Here is an 18,664-nt window from a genome sequence, read left to right as displayed (position 1 = left end):
ACTGTTTACCTTTTGGTTAGAAATAGCTGTTTTTAAGGAAGTGTTCGCGTCCTATTAAGAAATTTAATATGAACTTTTTTTTAATGTGCATTTCCTGCGGCGAATGTTTTTTGCTCAGTTTTATACTCTTCTCGCATCCTTTAAGGCAAAACCAAGCTGCCAATCGGTGGCTTGCTTGTTTTATCTTTATTATGGGTACTGCGTTTCTAGGTATCTCGCTTTCTAATCGTATTGAAATCTATCATTTAAGGGTTTTTATCGGATGGATGAACAGCCTGCAGTTTCTGCTTTCACCATTTCTTTTTTTAAGTATTCTATTTTTTGTTGAACCAGTAAAGGTTTTTAGTAAGCGAGACATATTACATTTTATACCATTCATTGCATTTGTCTCTCTTCAGGCATTTGTACTTAGCGCAAAAAGAGATTTGATGACCGTAACGCTTTTCGAAGCCGGTAACTTTGTTTTTTTCATTAGAGACCTTTTACCGTTCCAGTTTATAGGCTATATTATAGTTTCTTATTTTTTACTCATCAGGCATAAAATCAACCTGAAATGGATAATCGCGTCAGATAAAGGGATTACACTGGATTGGCTGCGACACTTTCTCGTTATTCTTGCAGTGCTGGTGGTTTTCTGGATTAATGATGGCATATTCGGCGAACCTACGTTATTGACCGCTATGCCGATAATCTATACTGCATCGGTGTTTTTTTTAAGCTATTACGCCATCAGGCAAGGAACTGTTTTTGTTTTTGAAAAAAAGGATCTGGAAGCTGTTTCTCAAATAATGGAAACCCCGATTAAACAACAGGCACCCAAAGTTTCAAGGCTAAGTATGGAACAACTGAATGCATATGCTCAAAAACTTGATCACCTGATGATAGAGGAAAAGCTTTATCTCGATAATAAGCTTAACCTTACTATGCTGGCAGACCGGATTGGGGCAAGCGTCCATGATACGTCATTTTTGGTAAACACACTAAAAGGCGAGAATTTTTATGCCTTCATCAACCAATGGAGAGTTGAGGAAGCCAAAAGACTTCTTCGCACGGGCAAGATGGATAAATTGAATATGAATGGTATTGCTTTTGGTTCAGGGTTCAATTCTAAAACAGCCTTTAATATGGCCTTCAAGAAATATGCAGGCTGCTCGCCATCCGGCTATATAAAACAGTTAAAGTTGGAGTAAATTATGTTCCGATGGATAAAAGCGAACAGAATAAAATATATCCGAGCGTAAATTTGCAGCTATAACTAGAAAGGAAGATATGAAACAACTATTTTATCTCGTTTTTTTGCTGATCACATTTTTTGGATGTGCAATTGATGGAAACACCTGTACAATATTTATGGCAAATGACGGAAAACACGTTTGGGTGGGAAACAATGAAGATGAATCACCGGCGATGACCTATAGGTTTTGGTATTATCCTACAAGCCCTGAAAATTACGGTTACATGTTGTGGACAGAGTTATCTGAGAAAGAAAACATAAATCATATGATGTATCTGAATCCACAAGGTGGAATGAATGAATATGGGCTATTTATGGATTATACCGCGATAGATGAAATTCCGGCTACAAGAGATCCGAATAGGCAGGATAGAAGTGAAGAAGTGGTTACAGACGTATTGAGGAGATGCAAAAGGGTGGAGGAAGCTATAACTTATATTTCTCAATTTAATCTGCTCCGGCTAACCAGAGCCCAGTTATTTATAGGGGATCCCAGTGGAGACTATGTCATAGTGCACGGTAGTTATATAGTACGGCGGACGACAAGCTATTTTGCACTAACCAATTACACGGTGAACAATAACCATTATGAGCCATGCTGGCGAAGAGATACTGCAATAGAATATCTTTCTGGAAATAGGAGTTATCGCTTAAAAGCTGTGGCAACGCTATTGGAAAAAACCACGCAGAAAAAGCCGAATGATATTATAACCAATTATTCTATGGCTACGAACCTTAGTAATAGGACAATCTATTTATATTACAAAGCTGACTTTTCAAGACACGTAGCAATTTCACTTCAGAACGAATTAAAGAAGGGCTTGCATCAGCGGGATATGACCAGTTATTTTTTTCATTAGTGGAGCAATAATATTCCTTGTCCAGGCCTTTTAACGGGAGATACTCTAATTTACTCTGTCAAATGACAGTAAAACCATAAATATGAATAAAATCGATAACTATTTCTATGCATTGTTCTTCTGCTGTCTTTCCTTGGGAACCTCTGCTCAAAATAAGACTGTATTTGATGGCCTCTCCTGGAAACCGCCTTATAAGCTTGAATTGGATGGATGGGGAGTCGAACGTTTTCTTATCCCTATAGACTTTGCCCCATCAATCAAGTATACTGGTGTCGAGGATATTCGTTTTACAAAGGGTTGGAGTGATGAGAATAGTCCTGACTACTGGTCTTATGCTTTTTTATGGCTGTTGGACAACTGTCCTGTCCAAAATGTAGCGGTCATTCAGAAAAACCTTAATGCCTATTATGATGGCCTTGTAGGTAGAAACGTCGTCAAACGAATGATTCCAAAAGAAATCATTTTCAAAACGCAGACAAAACTAGGCATCACTAAAACTGAAAGTGGTGATCTGCAAACCTACGCTGGGATCATTCACATACTCGATTATATGGCACAGAAACCCATGGTACTACATGTGAAGGTTCATGTTAAAAAATGTCCGGGTAGTACCAAGATCATTATTTTCTACCAATTGTCCCCCAAGCCGTTCACTGGGGCTATATGGTCAGCGCTTAATGCATTATGGGCAGGTTTTAGATGTGCGGACTAATACGCTTTAACCTGTTCTAATACTATTTGCTGCCGTGGCCTCACTCATGTTCGATCAGTAACCTGTCGCTAAGTTGAAGAAAAAGTATTTCGATCATCATATATTAATCGTTATTTATAATTCCTGTCTTCTGGAATCGCTGGTGTAGCAAGCTCTCTTCTGAGGTCTTATTATTATTATTACTATAATTATCATGTATTATGGTGATGGCAGTGTTTTCTTTGAGTTTAGCCCGTGTTTAACCCAGCTAAACAAATAATTAATGCTATTTAAGGCAAATTTGTACAGGTTTTTTGAAGTCCTGGTCACTTCCTAAATCAACAAGGCGCTACGGCGCAGGTGATAAATCCGAAATAATTTGCTTTTGAAAACTTCCCGACCGCTAACCACACAGACTGGCAATGAGGAGGTTTTTACAAAAAAAAACGCAAAGGTGGAGCATAACTATGTTCACTCAGCGCCTTCGGTTGTGCTGCGAAATATTGAGAATTTTTTTAAAAACAGAAATATGACCAGTATAATTGAAACAAGGGTTGGCGATGGCAATTGCTCTTAATACAATGAATATCGAGCATAATATTGCAATTAACCAGTGGGAAGGCACATTAAATATAGCTTGCTAGGATATTTGCACAGTAGTAAGTTTAATCATGTTGCAGTATTAGCGGTGGGAAATCGCCAAAAAATTAAAATAGACCTAAACAGTAATTAATTTTCTTCTGATCAAATAGAACCACGTTTGCTAGTGTCACCGTGATCTTTGTTGACCTGATTTTTTTAACTGTTGCCTTGGCACTTGCAGCTCGTGGAATAATTATCTGTTTGATCCGCCATCTGAATAGCAAATCTAAAGACGAAGAGGTGCGATCTCCTTTTTCAGAAGAAAATCCATGATTTACAATACAATGTCTATTTTATTGAGTTTCATTAATCAATAGGTTTGGTTTGACCAAGTCTAAACCTATATGTTATGAATAAAACTCACAAACCTTACCAGAAAGCCTGTAAGTTAGTCTACTTGCAGAATTTCTTTCTATCCTTAGTTTTTGTTTTTGTCACCCTGGAATCGTTTGCCCAGAATACAATAACGGTTAAAGGAAAAATAACAGACGAAACAGGCATAGGCATGCCTAGCGCAACAGTTAAAGTTAAAGGAACAACAACCACCGCGGTTTCTGATAATAATGGGAACTATAGTATCGGTGTACCGGACAAAACGGCGGTTTTAGTGTTTTCTTTTGTGAACTATAAAACGCAGGAAATTACAGTTGGAGAAAAAACAACAATTCTAGTAAAATTGGAATCCGCTTCTAATGAGTTAGAACAGGTTGTGGTAGTGGGTTACGGTACGCAAAAGAAAACCTCTTTAACTGCAGCAGTATCCACTATTAAAGGCGATAAGGTAGCAAATTTGCCGGTGGCCAATTTAAGTAATACTTTCGGTGGCCGTGCACCTGGACTAATTGTAACGCAGGGTAGCGGAGAGCCCGGACAGGATGGCGCTTCTTTGTTAATACGTGGTATTGGTACCACAGGTGGGACCGCACCATTGGTTATTGTTGACGGGGTTCCGAGAACTTTGGGGCAGTTGGATCCACAGAGTGTAGAAAATATTACGTTTTTAAAGGATGCTGCCGCTGTGGCTCCGTACGGGGTGGCTGGAGCAAACGGCGTTATTCTGGTTACCACAAAAAGAGGAAATACCGGAAAGCCACAGCTTATTTATAATGGCAGTTACGGTATTCAGAATCCAACTCACCTGCCAGAAATGGTAGATGCATTTGAATATGTAACTATGCGTAATGCTGCCGCTAAGAACGCTGGTACTGCCTTACCTTACAGTGCTTCAGATATAGAAAAATTCAGAACAGGTTCAGATCCGGATGTTTTTCCTAATCATGATGTGTTAGGGGAACTTATTAATAAAGATGCCCCAATGATGTCACACAACCTGTCAGTGACTGGCGGAACAGAGAAAGTTAAATACTTTGGTTCCTTAGGTTACTTAAGCCAAAACGGCATGTGGGGACCCACTAGCTTTAAAAGATATAACCTAACAAGCAATGTTGATGCGCAGGTAACCAACACGACAAAATTTTCATTAAGCCTGAGTGGCAGGGTAGAAGATAAACGATACCCAGGTAAAAGTGCATCTTCTATATTTGATCAATTGTACCGTACGCCACCAATCGCGCCAGTTACCTTTAGTAATGGCCTGCCGGGTTCATATATTGGAAGATCAGCTTATGGTAACATCTACAACAGCGGTTACTCCAATGATTTGCGTCAGATATTAACTACACAAATCAGTATAGAACAGCAATTGCCGTTTGTAAAAGGTTTAAGCATTAAAGGGGTAGTTAGTTATGATTACAATGATCCTAATGGTAGGACGGTAAAAACATGGCTAACTCCAATACCATATTATTCGGTTAATACCTCTACTACGCCTTACACTTACCCACAGGCGGGGTCTGATGGTCCGGCAAAACCATCTTATACAATAGATTTTGCGCAGAGCCAGGCGTTTACCTACCAGGGTTTTTTAAACTATAACAGGACTTTTGGTAAACACGATTTTGGAGCTACCCTTGTTTCGGAATACAGGAATACAAAAGGGACAACTTTTGGTGCCGGAAGGTCAAATTTCAACGTCAATATTCCTGAATTGAGCAACGGAAGTTCTGAACTAACCGATCGATCTAATTATGGATCATCATCGGAGGGACGTCAATATGGTTTGGTGTTTAGGGCGACTTATGCTTATGCAGGTAAGTATCTGGCAGAAATTTCAGGCAGGTATGATGGAAATTATGTATTTGCGCCTGGTAGCCGTTATCATTTGTTCCCTGCAGGCTCAATCGGCTGGAGGTTATCGGAGGAAAATTATATCAAGGATAACTATAAGTGGATTGATAATTTAAAAATAAGGGCGTCTTATGGTGAAAGTGGAGCATTACCCTATATTGGGGGTGTATTAGCACCATTTCAATACCTAAGCGCTTATGCACTCTATGGAAATAGTTTTATTTTTAATGGAGGCAGTACACAAGGATTATCAGAAACTGCACCAGGAAATCCGGACATTACCTGGGAGACAGCGAATAAAACAAATATCGGTTTAGACCTTTCCATTTTTAAGGGATTGTTTGATCTGGAGTTTAATTATTTCAGAGAAAACAGAAGCAATATGTTAATTGCGAACCAGACACTCGTTCCCGCTGAATTTGGAATTGGCTTGCCTCAAACCAATGCTGCTGCCATGCAGAACCGCGGTTTCGACCTTTCTCTTGGTAGTCATTATGCTTTTAAAAATGGCATGAGAATAGGAGTTACAGGCAACTTTACCTATGCCAAAAACAAATTGGTGCAGGTTTTTGAGAATGCCTCAACTTTAAATAATCCTAACAGAAGTATAACAGGAAAATCTTTGGGTACTAAATTTGGCTATCATGCACTGGGCTTATTCCAACAAAGTGATGATAAAAATGGTGATGGTACAATCTCTTCTTCAGAATATCCGGTAGCTCAGTTCGGTACACTTAAACCCGGGGACATTAAGTACGAAGATGTAAATGGGGATAATAAGATCGATAATAATGATATCAAAGTAATTGGTAATTCCAATGTCCCTCAGATTATTTATGGCTTCTCACCAGAATTCAGCTATAAGGGCTTTGATGTAAATGTTTTATTCCAGGGTGGTGCGAAAGCAGATGCTTATATTAACGGACAGGCCGCTTATCCTTTTTTTAATGGCGGTTCGGCCTTAAAAGCCACTTTAGATTACTGGACCCCGGAAAATACAAACGCATCATATCCAAGAGTACTCCCTTCTCCATCATCAAACAGTACGCAAACATCAGATTTTTGGGTTAGAAGTGGAAACTACCTAAGGATGAAATCAGCAACGATTGGTTATACAGTCCCCGCTAGAATTGTTTCGGCGATTAAATTACAATCAATAAGGTTATATCTGTCAGGTCAAAATTTAGTTACCTGGACCAAGGACCTTAAAGATTTCGATCCAGAAATCAGTGCATCTAATGCCAACTATTATCCCCAACAGAAGGTATACACTTTTGGGCTAAATGTAACTTTTTAACTATCTAAAGACCGAAATTATGACTAAGCTATTTTCAAAATATAATTTATTGATTGCAACAGGTTGTGTGTTGCTTACGGTGCAAGCCTGCAAGGATAGTGAGCTTGATGTAATTCCAAGAGACCGGTTAACGGAGGCTAATGTTTGGACTGATCAGGGAGCTAGTAACCTATTTTTAAACGACATCTATCAGGGACTTCCTGACGGCAATAATTGGTATGATCCAGTTGAAAACTGGTCTGATAATTCGATCTGTGGGTTTCCATGGCCGGGTTCTAGACAGGTTGTTCAGCAGATGATTGTTAATCCTAATTCTATTCCAGGGGGGGATATTGGAAACATCTATGGATGGACAAGAAACTATTCCTACATTAGAAAATGTAATCTTTTCATTAAAAATGTTAGTGCCTCAAGCCTGCCAGAAGCCTTCAAAAAATCAAGTCTGGCCGAAGTAAAGGTTTTACGTGCCTATTATTATCAATTACTCTGGATGGCCTATGGCGGTGTGCCGATTATCACGGATGTGTTATCACAAGATCAGGGAGATGCTATTTTTAAACCACGCAATACTGCTGATGAAACCATGCAGTTTATCACTAAAGAGTGTGCCGACGCATATGCAGACCTTCCGGATGCACCAGGTTCCGGAAGAATCGGAAAAGCCACAGCAATGGTATTAAAGGGCTGGGTAGAGCTATTTGCCAATAAATGGAGCGATGCCGCGGCAAGTAATAAAAAAATTATTGATGACCTTAAAAATTATGATCTAGATCCTGATTATGAAGCTTTTTTCTTGAAGAAAGGTAATGCCAGTAAAGAGAGTATTTTTTACAGAGAGTATATCGCTACTGTTAAGGGTGGGGTAATTGATGGTACATGTGGACCAACTTTCACTGGAAATGATGCAGAAACAAGTTGGGGCGGGGTTAATCCTACACAAGAATTGGTTGATGATTATGCAATGGCCAACGGAAAAGTAATTACTGATCCTTCCTCTGGTTACGACCCGCAAAAACCATATGTGGGTAGGGAAAAAAGATTTTATCAATCTATCAATTTTGATGGATGTTACTGGTATAACACAAGCCTTTCGATGAGGGATAATGCTGCAAATGCCATCGATTTGGCAGATAAAAACGATGCTACCCAAACAGGCTACTATATGCGTAAACGTTTGAATGATAAAATTACACTCGGGGCAGCCAATTGGGATGTAGGTACCAGCGATCAAAATTATAACATATTCCGCTATGCTGAAGTATTGCTAAACTATGCAGAAGCTCAAAATGAAGCAGTAGGACCTGATGCATCGGTTTATAATGCTATAGGTAGAATCAGAACCAGAGCAGGTAATTTGCCGAATTTACCGGCCGGTTTAAGCCAAGCTGAAATGCGAACGGCAATAAGAAGAGAACGAAGAATTGAACTTGCTTTAGAAGACAAGCGTTATTGGGATTTAATCAGATGGAGAATTGCAGAAGTTAACCTCAATAAACCTCTGCATGGGATGAAAATTACTACAAACGGGAGTAATGTAACCTATACTGTGGTACCAGCAGTAGGCGGCGACAGGAAATTCTTTGCATCTAAAAATTACTTGTTTCCGATCCCGCAAAATGTTATAGACCAAAACAAGCAGATAAAAGGGAATAATCCAGGTTATTAGTTTAAAATATCCTGATATCGACAGATATCAAAGATTACATAGCCCCTTTAAGATTTTGCACTAGGGGCTATGCTGTTTGTTATCATGAACAGTGTAAAACTTGATTAAATGAAAAACAATATTTTGAGGTTAGGTATGCTATCCTTAGCCTTGCTAAGTTTAATACATACAGCTGCAGCACAGTCAAAAAATAATGCTCATATTGAGCTTTCAGGTATCTGGAATTTTCAGGTCGATTCTTTAGATAAGGGCGTAGATGAAAAATGGTTTAATAAGGAATTAAATGATAAGATTAAGCTGCCTGGTTCAATGACAACCAATGGCAAAGGCAACGACATCACCGTAAATACCAAATGGACAGGTCAGATTGTTGACAAATCTTGGTTTACCAGCGACGAATATGCCAAATATAGGCAGCCAGATAATATCAAAATCCCATTCTGGCTACAGCCAACAAAATCTTATGTGGGTGCCGCCTGGTACCAAAAAACGGTAAATATACCTGCCGCCTGGAAAAATAAACGGATTCAACTTTTGATAGAGCGAAGTCATTGGGAAACAACGGTGTGGGTTGACGGGGTAGAAGTCGGTACAAACAACAGTCTGGCCACAGCACAATTATTTGATCTGGGTAATAAATTAACACCTGGATCGCACCGTGTAACTGTCAAAATTGATAATTCGTCGAAATCTTTTAAAGTTGGCGAAAATGCCCACAGCATCAGCGATCATACCCAAACTAACTGGAACGGCATGGTTGGTGAATTAAGCCTTATCGCACGTGCGAATGTTTTTATTGACGATGTGCAGCTTTATCCTGATGTTAAAAACAAACAAGTATTAGCGAAAATACAGGTTAAAAACACTACTGGCGCACCTGTATCAATAGGATTAAATTTATTAGCTACAGCGAACAGATCAACTGGTGCCAAGCTGAAACCTTTGAGTAAAAATGTAATAGTTGCCGAAAAAGAAAGAACCATTGAAATGGTTTACCCGATGGGCGCAACACCGCAGTTATGGAACGAATTTCATCCGGATTTATATGAAATGCGCGTTAATTTAAACATGGGAAAACAAGGAGAAATCGATGCCAGAAAAATCACCTTCGGCATGAGGGAATTTAAAGCCAAGGGAACCCAGTTTGCCATAAATGATGAGCTTACGTTTTTGCGAGGTGCGCTGGATTGTGCGGCTTTTCCTAAAACAGGATTTCCACCAACTGATGTTGATAGCTGGATGAAAAACTTTAAAACCATAAAAGCCTATGGATTAAACCATGTGAGGTTTCACTCCTGGTGCCCACCCGAGGCTGCCTTCATTGCAGCCGACCGTTTAGGCCTTTTTCTGCAGGTTGAATGTGATGCATGGGCAAACAGTTATAAAGGATCTTATATTGGCGATGGCTTGCCTCTGGATAAATATGTCTACCAGGAAAGCGAAAGAATGGTAAAGGCTTATGGCAACCACCCATCTTTTGTAATGATGACCTACGGGAACGAGCCGAGTGGAAAAGGCCAGGTAAAATACCTGGTAGATTTTGTGAATTATTGGAAGGCAAAAGATCCGAGAAGAATGTATACCACTGCAGCTGGGTGGCCACAAAATGATGCTAGTGATTACAACAATATGCCAGAACCGAGGATACAAGGTTGGGGGCAGGGCTTAAAAAGTATCATTAACAGTGAAGCCCCAAAATCAGACTACGATTGGACTAAAACGATCGCTAAATGGAAACAACCTACCGTTAGTCATGAAATTGGTCAATGGTGTGTATACCCAAATTTTAATGAGATTAAAAAGTACGACGGGGTTTTAAAAGCGAAGAACTTCGAAATATTCAAAGATAGGTTACAGGAGAATGGTCTTTCGATGTTGGCCGATAGCTTTTTTATGGCTAGCGGAAAACTGCAGTCGCTTTGTTATAAAGCTGATATTGAAGCTGCGTTGCGTACGCCTGGCTTCGCCGGATTTCAGTTATTGGGTTTAAATGATTTTCCTGGACAGGGAACTGCATTAGTTGGTGTATTGGATGCTTTTTGGGAGTCGAAGCCTTATATTTCTGCAAGTGAATATAGCCGGTTTTGTGCGCCTATAGTGCTTTTAGCCAGATTGCCGAAAATGGTTTACAATAATGATGAAGATTTAGCTGTGCCAATTGAAATTGCCAATTTCAGTGACAATGTGCTTAAAAATGCAGCAACCAATTGGGTTATTGAGAATGAAAAGGGTGAAAAACTGTTTAACGGAAGCTTTAAAAATGAAACTGTCGGTATTGGTAATGGAATAAAAATAGGTACTATTAAACAAAGCTTAACGTCGATTAAAACACCACAACGCCTTATTTTAAAAACAACTATAGGAAACCACAGCAATGAATGGGAAATATTTGTGTATCCAAAAACATTACCTGAGGCTCCTAAAGAAATACTTTTAACACAAACATTAGATGACAATGCGGTTGCGACCTTAAATTCTGGAGGGAAGGTATTGCTCACCCTTAAAAAAGGATCAGTTAAGGCTGAAATGGGAGGTGATATTAAAATTGGCTTTTCGACAATTTTTTGGAATACTGCATGGACACATAGCCAGCCACCAACAACAATGGGTATTTTGTGTAATCCTACGCATCCTGCACTTGCAGAATTTCCTACCCAATACCACAGTAACTGGCAATGGTGGGATGCCATGACCCATTCGAGTGCAATAAAACTCAATAGTGTATCAAAAGATTTAAAGCCTATTGTTAGGGTGGTAGATGATTGGTTTACCGCGCGCCCTTTGGGATTGGTTTTTGAATGTAACGTTGAAAAAGGGAAGCTGCTTGTATCATCAATTGACTTACTTAGCGATCAGGATAAACGCCCTGAAGCACGCCAGTTGTTATATAGTCTTGAAAAATACATGACCGGCTCCCAATTTAAACCAAAAGATCATATTAATCTAGACAAAATACAGGAATTAGTTAATTAAAGTATCTCTGTTATTTCCTAAACTCAAATTATAATGAAGTTATACCAAAAAATTTTAGTGTTCTTATTAAGCGTTTTAAGCTTTAGCATTGCTAAAGCGCAGCAATCGGATGGTATGAAATGGTTTAACCCTGTTTCCAGTCCGTATCCGGTGCTAAAAGGAAAATACTGGGAAAGTAAAGATACAATTAACTTTTATAACCGCTTGCCATCTTATGCAAAAGACAGTGTTAGGCTGGCTGTTTGGAATCTGGCCAAACAAACAGCAGGCGAATACATAGATTTCTATACTAATGCCGGGAAAATTGTAGTTAGATATCAATGTGGTAATCCATACTTGATTTTTGACGGTATGAGCAAAATCTCGACTAATGGTTTAGATATGCATGTACAGGACGAATCAGGAAAGTGGCATTTTATCAATGGCTTCCATAGTTTTAAAGATACGATTAGTTTTACTTGTGACAATATTGATCCTAAAGTAAAAGTAAAAAGATTCAGGCTTTATTTACCCTTACACAATTTCCCTAAATGGTTAGAAATAGGCGTTGTTAAGAATGCTGATTTTAAAGTAGAGGCTGCATCTGTAGAAAAACCAATCGTATTTTATGGTACCTCTATCATGCAGGGAGGTTCTACCTCCAGGCATGGGTTAACATGGTTTAGTATTTTGGGCCGCAGAATTGATCAGCCAATGATAAATTTGGGTTTTTCTGGGAATGGCAGGTTGGAAAAGCCTATTATCAATTTAATTAATACCATTGATGCAAAGATTTTTGTACTCGATTGCCAACCAAATCTAATCGTGTATAGTCAAAATGATGAAAATGAAATAGCGAAAAAAATCACTTTGGCTGTCGAGACCTTACATCAAAAACATCCTAAAACCCCGATATTACTAACAGAACATAGTGGTTCTCTGCCAGATATAACTTTGGATACCTCCCTAGCCAAACCGTATAATAAAACAAGTGCTGTGTTATCAGGTACCTATCAGAAATTAAAAAAAGTAATTCCTAATTTACACCTGCTTGCCGCTAAAGAGATTGGCTTTACTTATGAGAGTACAGGTGATGGTACGCACCCTAATGATATTGGGATGATGCAATATGCAAATGCTTATGAAAAAGCTATTCATAGAATATTAGGAAAATAAGTAAAAAATAAGTTTTTACTCAAATTAGAAGGAACTGATGGTGGAGGCTGACTGGTTAATTAAATAGAACATTTTAGTTTATGACTACTAAAATGAATCGCTGAAAAGTAATCACGCAACAATTTGTCGGTTTATCATGTTTCCATTAACAATGGACAAAAAAACAGAAGGTTATTATTCGGGTACCAGTGGACTGTTATTACCGGTACCCAATAAATCGCACTATCCTGAGGAATTCAGGGAGCGATCAAGACTATGCTATTACGGCTCGCTGATGAACAGCATCGAAATCAACAGCTCTTTTTATAAAATTCCGATGGCGTCCACCGTGAAAAAGTGGAGTGAAGAGGTTCCCGGTGATTTCCGATTTACCTTTAAACTTTTCAAGGGCATTACCCATTCTCCAAAATTGGCATTTGATCCTTTGGATATCGTCCGCTTCATGCAAGTAATTGCCAATACCCAAGATAAGAAGGGATGTGTCCTTGTCCAGTTTCCGCCGAGTATAAGGATAGCCGATTTCGCCCAACTTTCCAGATTAATGTTTAGTCTCCGTGAGTGTGATCCGGAAAATCAATGGAAGATTGCATTTGAGTTCAGACACGCTTCACTTTATGTGGAAGAGGTGATGGAGTTATTGGCGGAAAACGGCCTTGGTATTGTCACTCACGATAAGAGATCTGCTGCGAGTCCACTGGATGACTCCGATTGTAGCTTCCGTTACCTGAGGTTTCACGGACCAGGAGGCAATTATAGGGGCAGTTATACTGAAGATGTGCTGGCGGAATATGCCAGTTATATTGTTGAATGGCTATTAGAAAAAAAGGAGGTCTTTGTTTATTTTAATAACACTATGGGGGATGCTTATGGAAACCTTAAAACCCTAAGAAGATTTGTTAGTGACCTTATTTAGTTTTTTTAATCCGCTCAAGCTTTTTTTGTACTACTGGCAATCTTTTTTGCCATCTTTTGATGATCTCATTTTCAACGATTGGTAGTCCTTTTTTGCCGAGTAATCCAAGGCTCACTGCAAGTTCCCTTGTGTCTCTTGCTTTTTCAGGGTTTTCGTCAATATAATGTTGTTGCCGGGTTTCAATTTCCTGCTGGAGGGCGCTGCTTGCATTTTCAATCAATGAAATTTCTTTTGAATATTCGTGCAGTTTTCGATAAGTCATGATCAGACGATTGTTCGCTTCGATGTGGGCGGGGTTGCGCTTTAGCAAAAGCAGGTATTGCTTAACAGCCTCTTTTAGTTGGCCATCTTTTTCGGCCTGTCTGCCCAATTCAAAATATTTCGCTTCCCGGATTCTTTTACTGCTCATCAGATTAAGATATTCTACCAATGATAACAGTTGATTGCAGAAAGATGTTTGAGGATGATATATTCATCATTATTTGCACGCTTAAAGCGGTATTTTATATGTTTGGCTGCCGTCTGGGCGAATCCGAGCTGGAAACAAAACCCGGCTATTGATCTATCCTGACTTTTTATGTTTTTATTATTTTCACTGGTTTTCCTGTTTTAGCGGATTTATAAATCGCTTCCATGATGACATGATCACGTAGGCCTTCTTCAGCCGGGGTTTTGGGATCTTTTTTTCTCAAAATACACTCCGAGAAATGGTCCATTTCCGCTCCGAACTGGTTTGGCTCAGGCACACTAATGGTTTCCTCTATTTCCTCTTCGCCTTCGGCCCTTGAGGTTTTCAGCTGTTGGCCTTTGTATGCAAAGGCCCGGTCCATGAACATCCAGCCCCTTTCGGCGTGTATGCGCATGGTTTTTACCTCCCTTATTTTGTAATGTGCCATACAGCTTGCAATCAATCCTTCATCAAATTTCATCTGCCAGGAGATTAGCTCCTCTGTGTCTTTGAAAAGGGGGTCTTTTGGTGTGGAATACTGATAGGCAAATACTTCTATTGGTTCCTTTCCAAGGATAAATCGTGTGGTGTTTAAACAGTAGATTCCTATATCCGGCAGTACACCTCCACCGGCCAGTTTGGCTTTATGCCTCCAGTGGTCTGGATTAGCACTGCTCTGCCCATTTACTGTTTCAATGTACCTCACCCGGCCAAAGCGTTCATTACTGACCATTTCTTTTAATTTTAGGGTATGGGGCTGGAACTGCATTCTGTAAGCGATCATCAGTTTTACCTTTGCTTTATTGCAGGCTGCTATCATCTTGCGGCACTCGGCAGATGAATTAGCCATCGGTTTTTCACAGAGGATATGTTTTCCCGCCCGCGCGCCGCGGACTGTAAATTCCATATGCATACTATTAGGCAGGATGATATAGATTACCGAAACATCCGTATTGTTTTTTATTTCATCGAAACGCTCATAGCTATAGCAAGAACCTGGGCTTACACCATATTGCAACGCCACCTTTTCCATTTTTTTATCATCACCACTGACTAGCGCGGCAAGACGGCTAAACTTACAGCCTGATAAGGCAGGAATCACTTCTTCAAGTGCGAGGTGGCCCAGGCCAACCACGGCATATCCGATCCGCTGGTTTTCAGGTATAGGGGCAGGGGGTGGAGGAGTTGATTTATCTGCACTGGATTTCCATTTTTCAAGCTTAACTGGTTTATCTGCATTTTTTGCTTTATCCATGAGTGTTGGTATTTGTCGTTTTATTACAACCATTTAGTTTGGATAAGGTTTGCCGTTTTCTGTTAGCGGGGGATAATCCAAACTGGGTTTGCCTTGCGCTACAGGGAGGGAATTGGCTATTGCTTTGTATCCACTGTTATATCATTAGTGATGCTTTCTACCTATTTTGTTTTAGCCGGTGACAATTTTGAACGCTGCTGGATAGTTTTGTAGCCACTTTTTAAAATATCCACTTTATTTAAATCTTTCTTTAATAGATAATGTTATTTAATCGCTACTCGATTGCAAAATGGGCTAATTGGATTAACCATAAAGAGGAACAGGCAGGATTTAGGATAGGCTTTGGATTAAAACAAGTTAAGGATGGAAAAATTAAAAAGTTTATTGGCAGGGCTAGGTGGAGCTGTAGTGCTCAATGTCCTGCATGAGGGTTTGAAAGGTCGTGATGATAATATGCCCAGGATTGATTTGCTGGGTGAAGAAGCACTTAATAAAGGATTGGGCTGGCTTGGCTCGGGTATTGAAGATCCTGACAAACTTTATCAAGCTACACTGGCAGGGGATGTGGCCGGAAATGCGTTATATTATAGCCTGATCGGCACTGGGGGCAATAAATATGTCTGGCCTAAAGCCATTCTTTCCGGACTTGCTGCAGGACTGGGGGCGATCGCTTTGCCGGCACCAATGGGACTTGACGAGCGCCCTGTAGCGCGGAATACAAGAGTAAAGCTGCTTACCATCGGGTATTATTTAGCAGGGGCATTAGTCACCGCATTTATACTGTCCCGGACAAAAAAGGCTGATCCAGTTATTTAAACCATAGTAATTTTAACTCGTGCAAATGAGATTGATATCCGCTGGCAAAGCCAGCCATTAAGCTTGATTATCTTGCGGATTGAGCTGCATAGCGGAAGGGTTTATTTCATAAAAGTCCTGAAAGATATCAAATTGGCCTTGATAGGTAAATTTTGCATTTTTGAGCACTTTTGTCGCAGCTGTGTTTTTTCTGTGAACAACCGCACCGATATGACTGATTCCCTGATCAGAAAGACATTCGATAACCACGGGCAATAGCTCAGTCATGATATAACAACCCGTAGCCGAGGAAGAAAGGTAAAATTCTATAAAGTATGGGTAAGTTTTAAGTTGATAGTGTTCCATAGCCAAATCCGGGCTGATGAGTTCAATGATGCCGATGACCTTTTGTGCAGATTTTCTTGTAATGAAATGAAAAAAATTCTTTCCGCTGTAGTGGCTTAGCAACCTGGATTTTAAAAAGCCTTCAGCCTGGGGGATACTTTCAAGCCGTTTCTTAGGAATAAACTTTAGCGTGAGCTCATCAGAAAGGATTTCGAAAACATCATTTGACAGCTCAGCTAGCCTGTCCATTTCCTGGGGCCGGAATGGATGGATAATAAGGTGCTCATTTTCAAAACTTATTGGTGACAACATAGACAGCGCCAAAAGTAGTAATTTATGGATGAGCTGCAAGTATTTGGATTCCCCCGCTACGCTTTTCGATATGTCTTGCTACACTTAGGCAAACCAATGATCTACAGTGGTAGGAATAAAGAAAGGCAATCTTCTTAATATTCCTGCCGGTTGTGTTTTAAATAAGCCCTTGATTTTAAATGCTAAAAATTTTAGTATAATTTTGTGATGCATTAAGGCAATGGGTTTATGATCAGGTCGTTTGAGAAAAGAGCAGAACAGAAAATTTCGGGATTCCAGTCTCCGGCGTCAGATTATCTGGAAGGCAGGTTGGATATTACAGAAAAGTTAGTCGTTGATCCGCATTCTACCTTTTACTTTCAGATGCAGGGTGATGCAATGTCTGCCTACGGGATAAATGATGGAGATATATTAGTGATCGATAAGTCACTCAAAGCCCTTGAGGGAGCTGTGGTGGTTGCTTTTATTAGTGGAAACTTTTCATGCCGCTTATACCTGATCGAAGAAAATGTTCCGATGCTCATTAACGGCCTGGATTCAGTTAAGGAAACAGAAATAGGGCTGCTGCAAATCTGGGGTGTAGTTTCGGTAATCTGCAGGAATGTATTACCAAAAACATTAAGGGTAGGGAGGTACAATCATGTTTGCGCTTTGTGATTGTAATAACTTTTACGCTTCGGCCGAAAGGCTTTTCCGCCCCGAACTTAACGGTAAACCGGTTGTTGTGCTAAGCAATAATGATGGATGCGTGATTGCCCGGAGTGAGGAGGCTAAACTATGTGGCATCAAAATGGGCGATCCGGAGTTTTTGGTCAGGGACCTGATCAAAAAGTTTGATATCCAGGTGTTCTCAAGCAATTATGTTTTATACGGCGATATGAGTGAGCGGGTGATGAACCATCTGGGCAGGTGGTTTCCACGCCTGGATGTCTATAGTATAGATGAGGCTTTTGGCTGGCTTGGCGGGGTGGCTGACCTGGAAAGATATGCGCCAGAAATCAGGAAATCTGTTATCCACAATACAGGGATCCCGGTATCGATTGGGGTGGCGCCAACTAAAACACTGGCCAAACTAGCCAATAAACTGGCCAAAAAGAACAATGGTGTAATGGTTTTGGACAGTGAGGAGAAGATAAATCATGCAGTAGCCGATTTTCCGGTGCATGAACTTTGGGGAGTAGGCAGGCAGTATTATAAGAAATTCGAGGAGCTAGAGATAAAAACGGTAGCCCAGCTGCGGGATATGCCCGAGATGTGGTTCAAGCAGCACATGACTGTAATGGGGCAACGGATGTGGAATGAACTCTGGGGGAAACCGGCCATTCCTTTAGAGGAGGTCAGAGAAGCTAAAAAAGGAATTACTGTCAGCCGCTCTTTCAGGAACTATATTGAGCAGCCGGATGTCCTTGCCGAGGCGGTTACGCTGTATGCCTCATGCCTGGCTGAAAAGCTGCGGGCCCAAAAGCTCCGCTGTCTATATCTGCAGGTTTTTCTCTATACCAATAAGAATAGGGAAGATCATCCCCAGCATTTTCCGGTGCACACCCATAAATTGCTGGTGGCTAGTAATAATACTTCAGATTTGGTCAAAATTGCGGTCACTGTAGCAAAAAAACTCTTTCAATATGGCAATAAATACAGAAAGGCTGGGGTAATTGCTACTGGCCTGGTTCCTGAAAGCGAGCTTCAGCTAAATATGTTTTCAGATCATGATGGTGGAAAGAAAGATTCGGTATCGGCGGTGCTTGACAGGCTGAACCTTGCCTATGGTCGCGGGACTATACGCATGGCCACTGAAGGGTATGAGAAAAAGTGGCGTTTAAAGCATGAGTACCTTTCAAAAGGTTATACTACACGCTGGGCTGACATTATAAAAGTAAAATAAAAAGAA

At 40.2% G+C, this 18,664-nt stretch carries 15 protein-coding genes; 12 read left to right on the top strand and 3 right to left on the bottom strand.

The window, feature by feature from the left end:
• Positions 1–68: 68 nt before the first annotated feature.
• From CA265_12095 to CA265_12055, 9 genes are all read left to right on the top strand, one after another.
• Positions 69–1,190: a hypothetical protein gene (locus CA265_12095; protein ID ARS40356.1), complete on the top strand. Its 1,122-nt coding sequence runs from the start codon at positions 69–71 to the stop codon at positions 1,188–1,190.
• 79 nt (positions 1,191–1,269) lie between these two features.
• Entirely contained in the window at positions 1,270–2,094 is an 825-nt protein-coding gene (locus CA265_12090) for a hypothetical protein (GenBank protein ID ARS40355.1), read from the top strand.
• 82 nt (positions 2,095–2,176) lie between these two features.
• Positions 2,177–2,806, top strand: a complete 630-nt coding sequence (locus tag CA265_12085; GenBank protein ID ARS40354.1) for a hypothetical protein — start codon at positions 2,177–2,179, stop codon at positions 2,804–2,806.
• Positions 2,807–3,170: 364 nt separating this feature from the next.
• Positions 3,171–3,362, top strand: coding sequence for a hypothetical protein (locus CA265_12080; GenBank protein ARS40353.1), 192 nt, complete (start codon positions 3,171–3,173; stop codon positions 3,360–3,362).
• Between the two features lie 414 nt (positions 3,363–3,776).
• Entirely contained in the window at positions 3,777–6,911 is a 3,135-nt protein-coding gene (locus tag CA265_12075; GenBank protein ARS40352.1) for a SusC/RagA family TonB-linked outer membrane protein, read from the top strand.
• 19 nt (positions 6,912–6,930) lie between these two features.
• Entirely contained in the window at positions 6,931–8,577 is a 1,647-nt protein-coding gene (locus tag CA265_12070) for a hypothetical protein (GenBank protein ID ARS40351.1), read from the top strand.
• A 108-nt stretch (positions 8,578–8,685) separates the two neighbouring features.
• Entirely contained in the window at positions 8,686–11,550 is a 2,865-nt protein-coding gene (locus CA265_12065; GenBank protein ARS40350.1) for a beta-galactosidase, read from the top strand.
• Positions 11,551–11,583: 33 nt separating this feature from the next.
• Positions 11,584–12,705, top strand: coding sequence for a hypothetical protein (locus CA265_12060; GenBank protein ARS40349.1), 1,122 nt, complete (start codon positions 11,584–11,586; stop codon positions 12,703–12,705).
• Positions 12,706–12,856: 151 nt separating this feature from the next.
• Complete coding sequence (locus tag CA265_12055; protein ID ARS40348.1) at positions 12,857–13,618, top strand: hypothetical protein; 762 nt, start codon at positions 12,857–12,859, stop codon at positions 13,616–13,618.
• On the opposite strand, the gene CA265_12050 is transcribed toward CA265_12055, so the two are convergent.
• Positions 13,611–14,027: a hypothetical protein gene (locus CA265_12050; GenBank protein ID ARS40347.1), complete on the bottom strand. Its 417-nt coding sequence runs from the start codon at positions 14,025–14,027 to the stop codon at positions 13,611–13,613. The genes CA265_12055 and CA265_12050 overlap by 8 nt on opposite strands.
• A 166-nt stretch (positions 14,028–14,193) precedes the next feature.
• Entirely contained in the window at positions 14,194–15,354 is a 1,161-nt protein-coding gene (locus tag CA265_12045; protein ARS40346.1) for a hypothetical protein, read from the bottom strand.
• Between the two features lie 330 nt (positions 15,355–15,684).
• Between CA265_12045 and CA265_12040 the strand changes: the two genes are divergently transcribed.
• Positions 15,685–16,137, top strand: a complete 453-nt coding sequence (locus CA265_12040) for a hypothetical protein (protein ARS40345.1) — start codon at positions 15,685–15,687, stop codon at positions 16,135–16,137.
• Between the two features lie 57 nt (positions 16,138–16,194).
• Here CA265_12040 and CA265_12035 read toward each other — a convergent pair whose 3' ends face one another.
• Positions 16,195–16,773, bottom strand: a complete 579-nt coding sequence (locus CA265_12035; GenBank protein ARS40344.1) for a hypothetical protein — start codon at positions 16,771–16,773, stop codon at positions 16,195–16,197.
• Between the two features lie 228 nt (positions 16,774–17,001).
• Here CA265_12035 and CA265_12030 point away from each other — a divergent pair, with 228 nt between their 5' ends.
• Positions 17,002–17,430, top strand: a complete 429-nt coding sequence (locus CA265_12030; GenBank protein ID ARS40343.1) for a hypothetical protein — start codon at positions 17,002–17,004, stop codon at positions 17,428–17,430.
• Complete coding sequence (locus tag CA265_12025) at positions 17,414–18,658, top strand: hypothetical protein (GenBank protein ID ARS40342.1); 1,245 nt, start codon at positions 17,414–17,416, stop codon at positions 18,656–18,658. The genes CA265_12030 and CA265_12025 overlap by 17 nt, the downstream gene beginning before the upstream one ends.
• The last annotated feature ends 6 nt before the right edge of the window (positions 18,659–18,664 follow it).

The organism is Sphingobacteriaceae bacterium GW460-11-11-14-LB5 (assembly GCA_002151545.1).
In the GTDB taxonomy this organism is placed as follows: domain Bacteria; phylum Bacteroidota; class Bacteroidia; order Sphingobacteriales; family Sphingobacteriaceae; genus Pedobacter.
The sequence above is the reverse complement of the archived record's forward strand: the minus strand, read 5'-3'. Positions and strand labels throughout refer to the sequence as shown.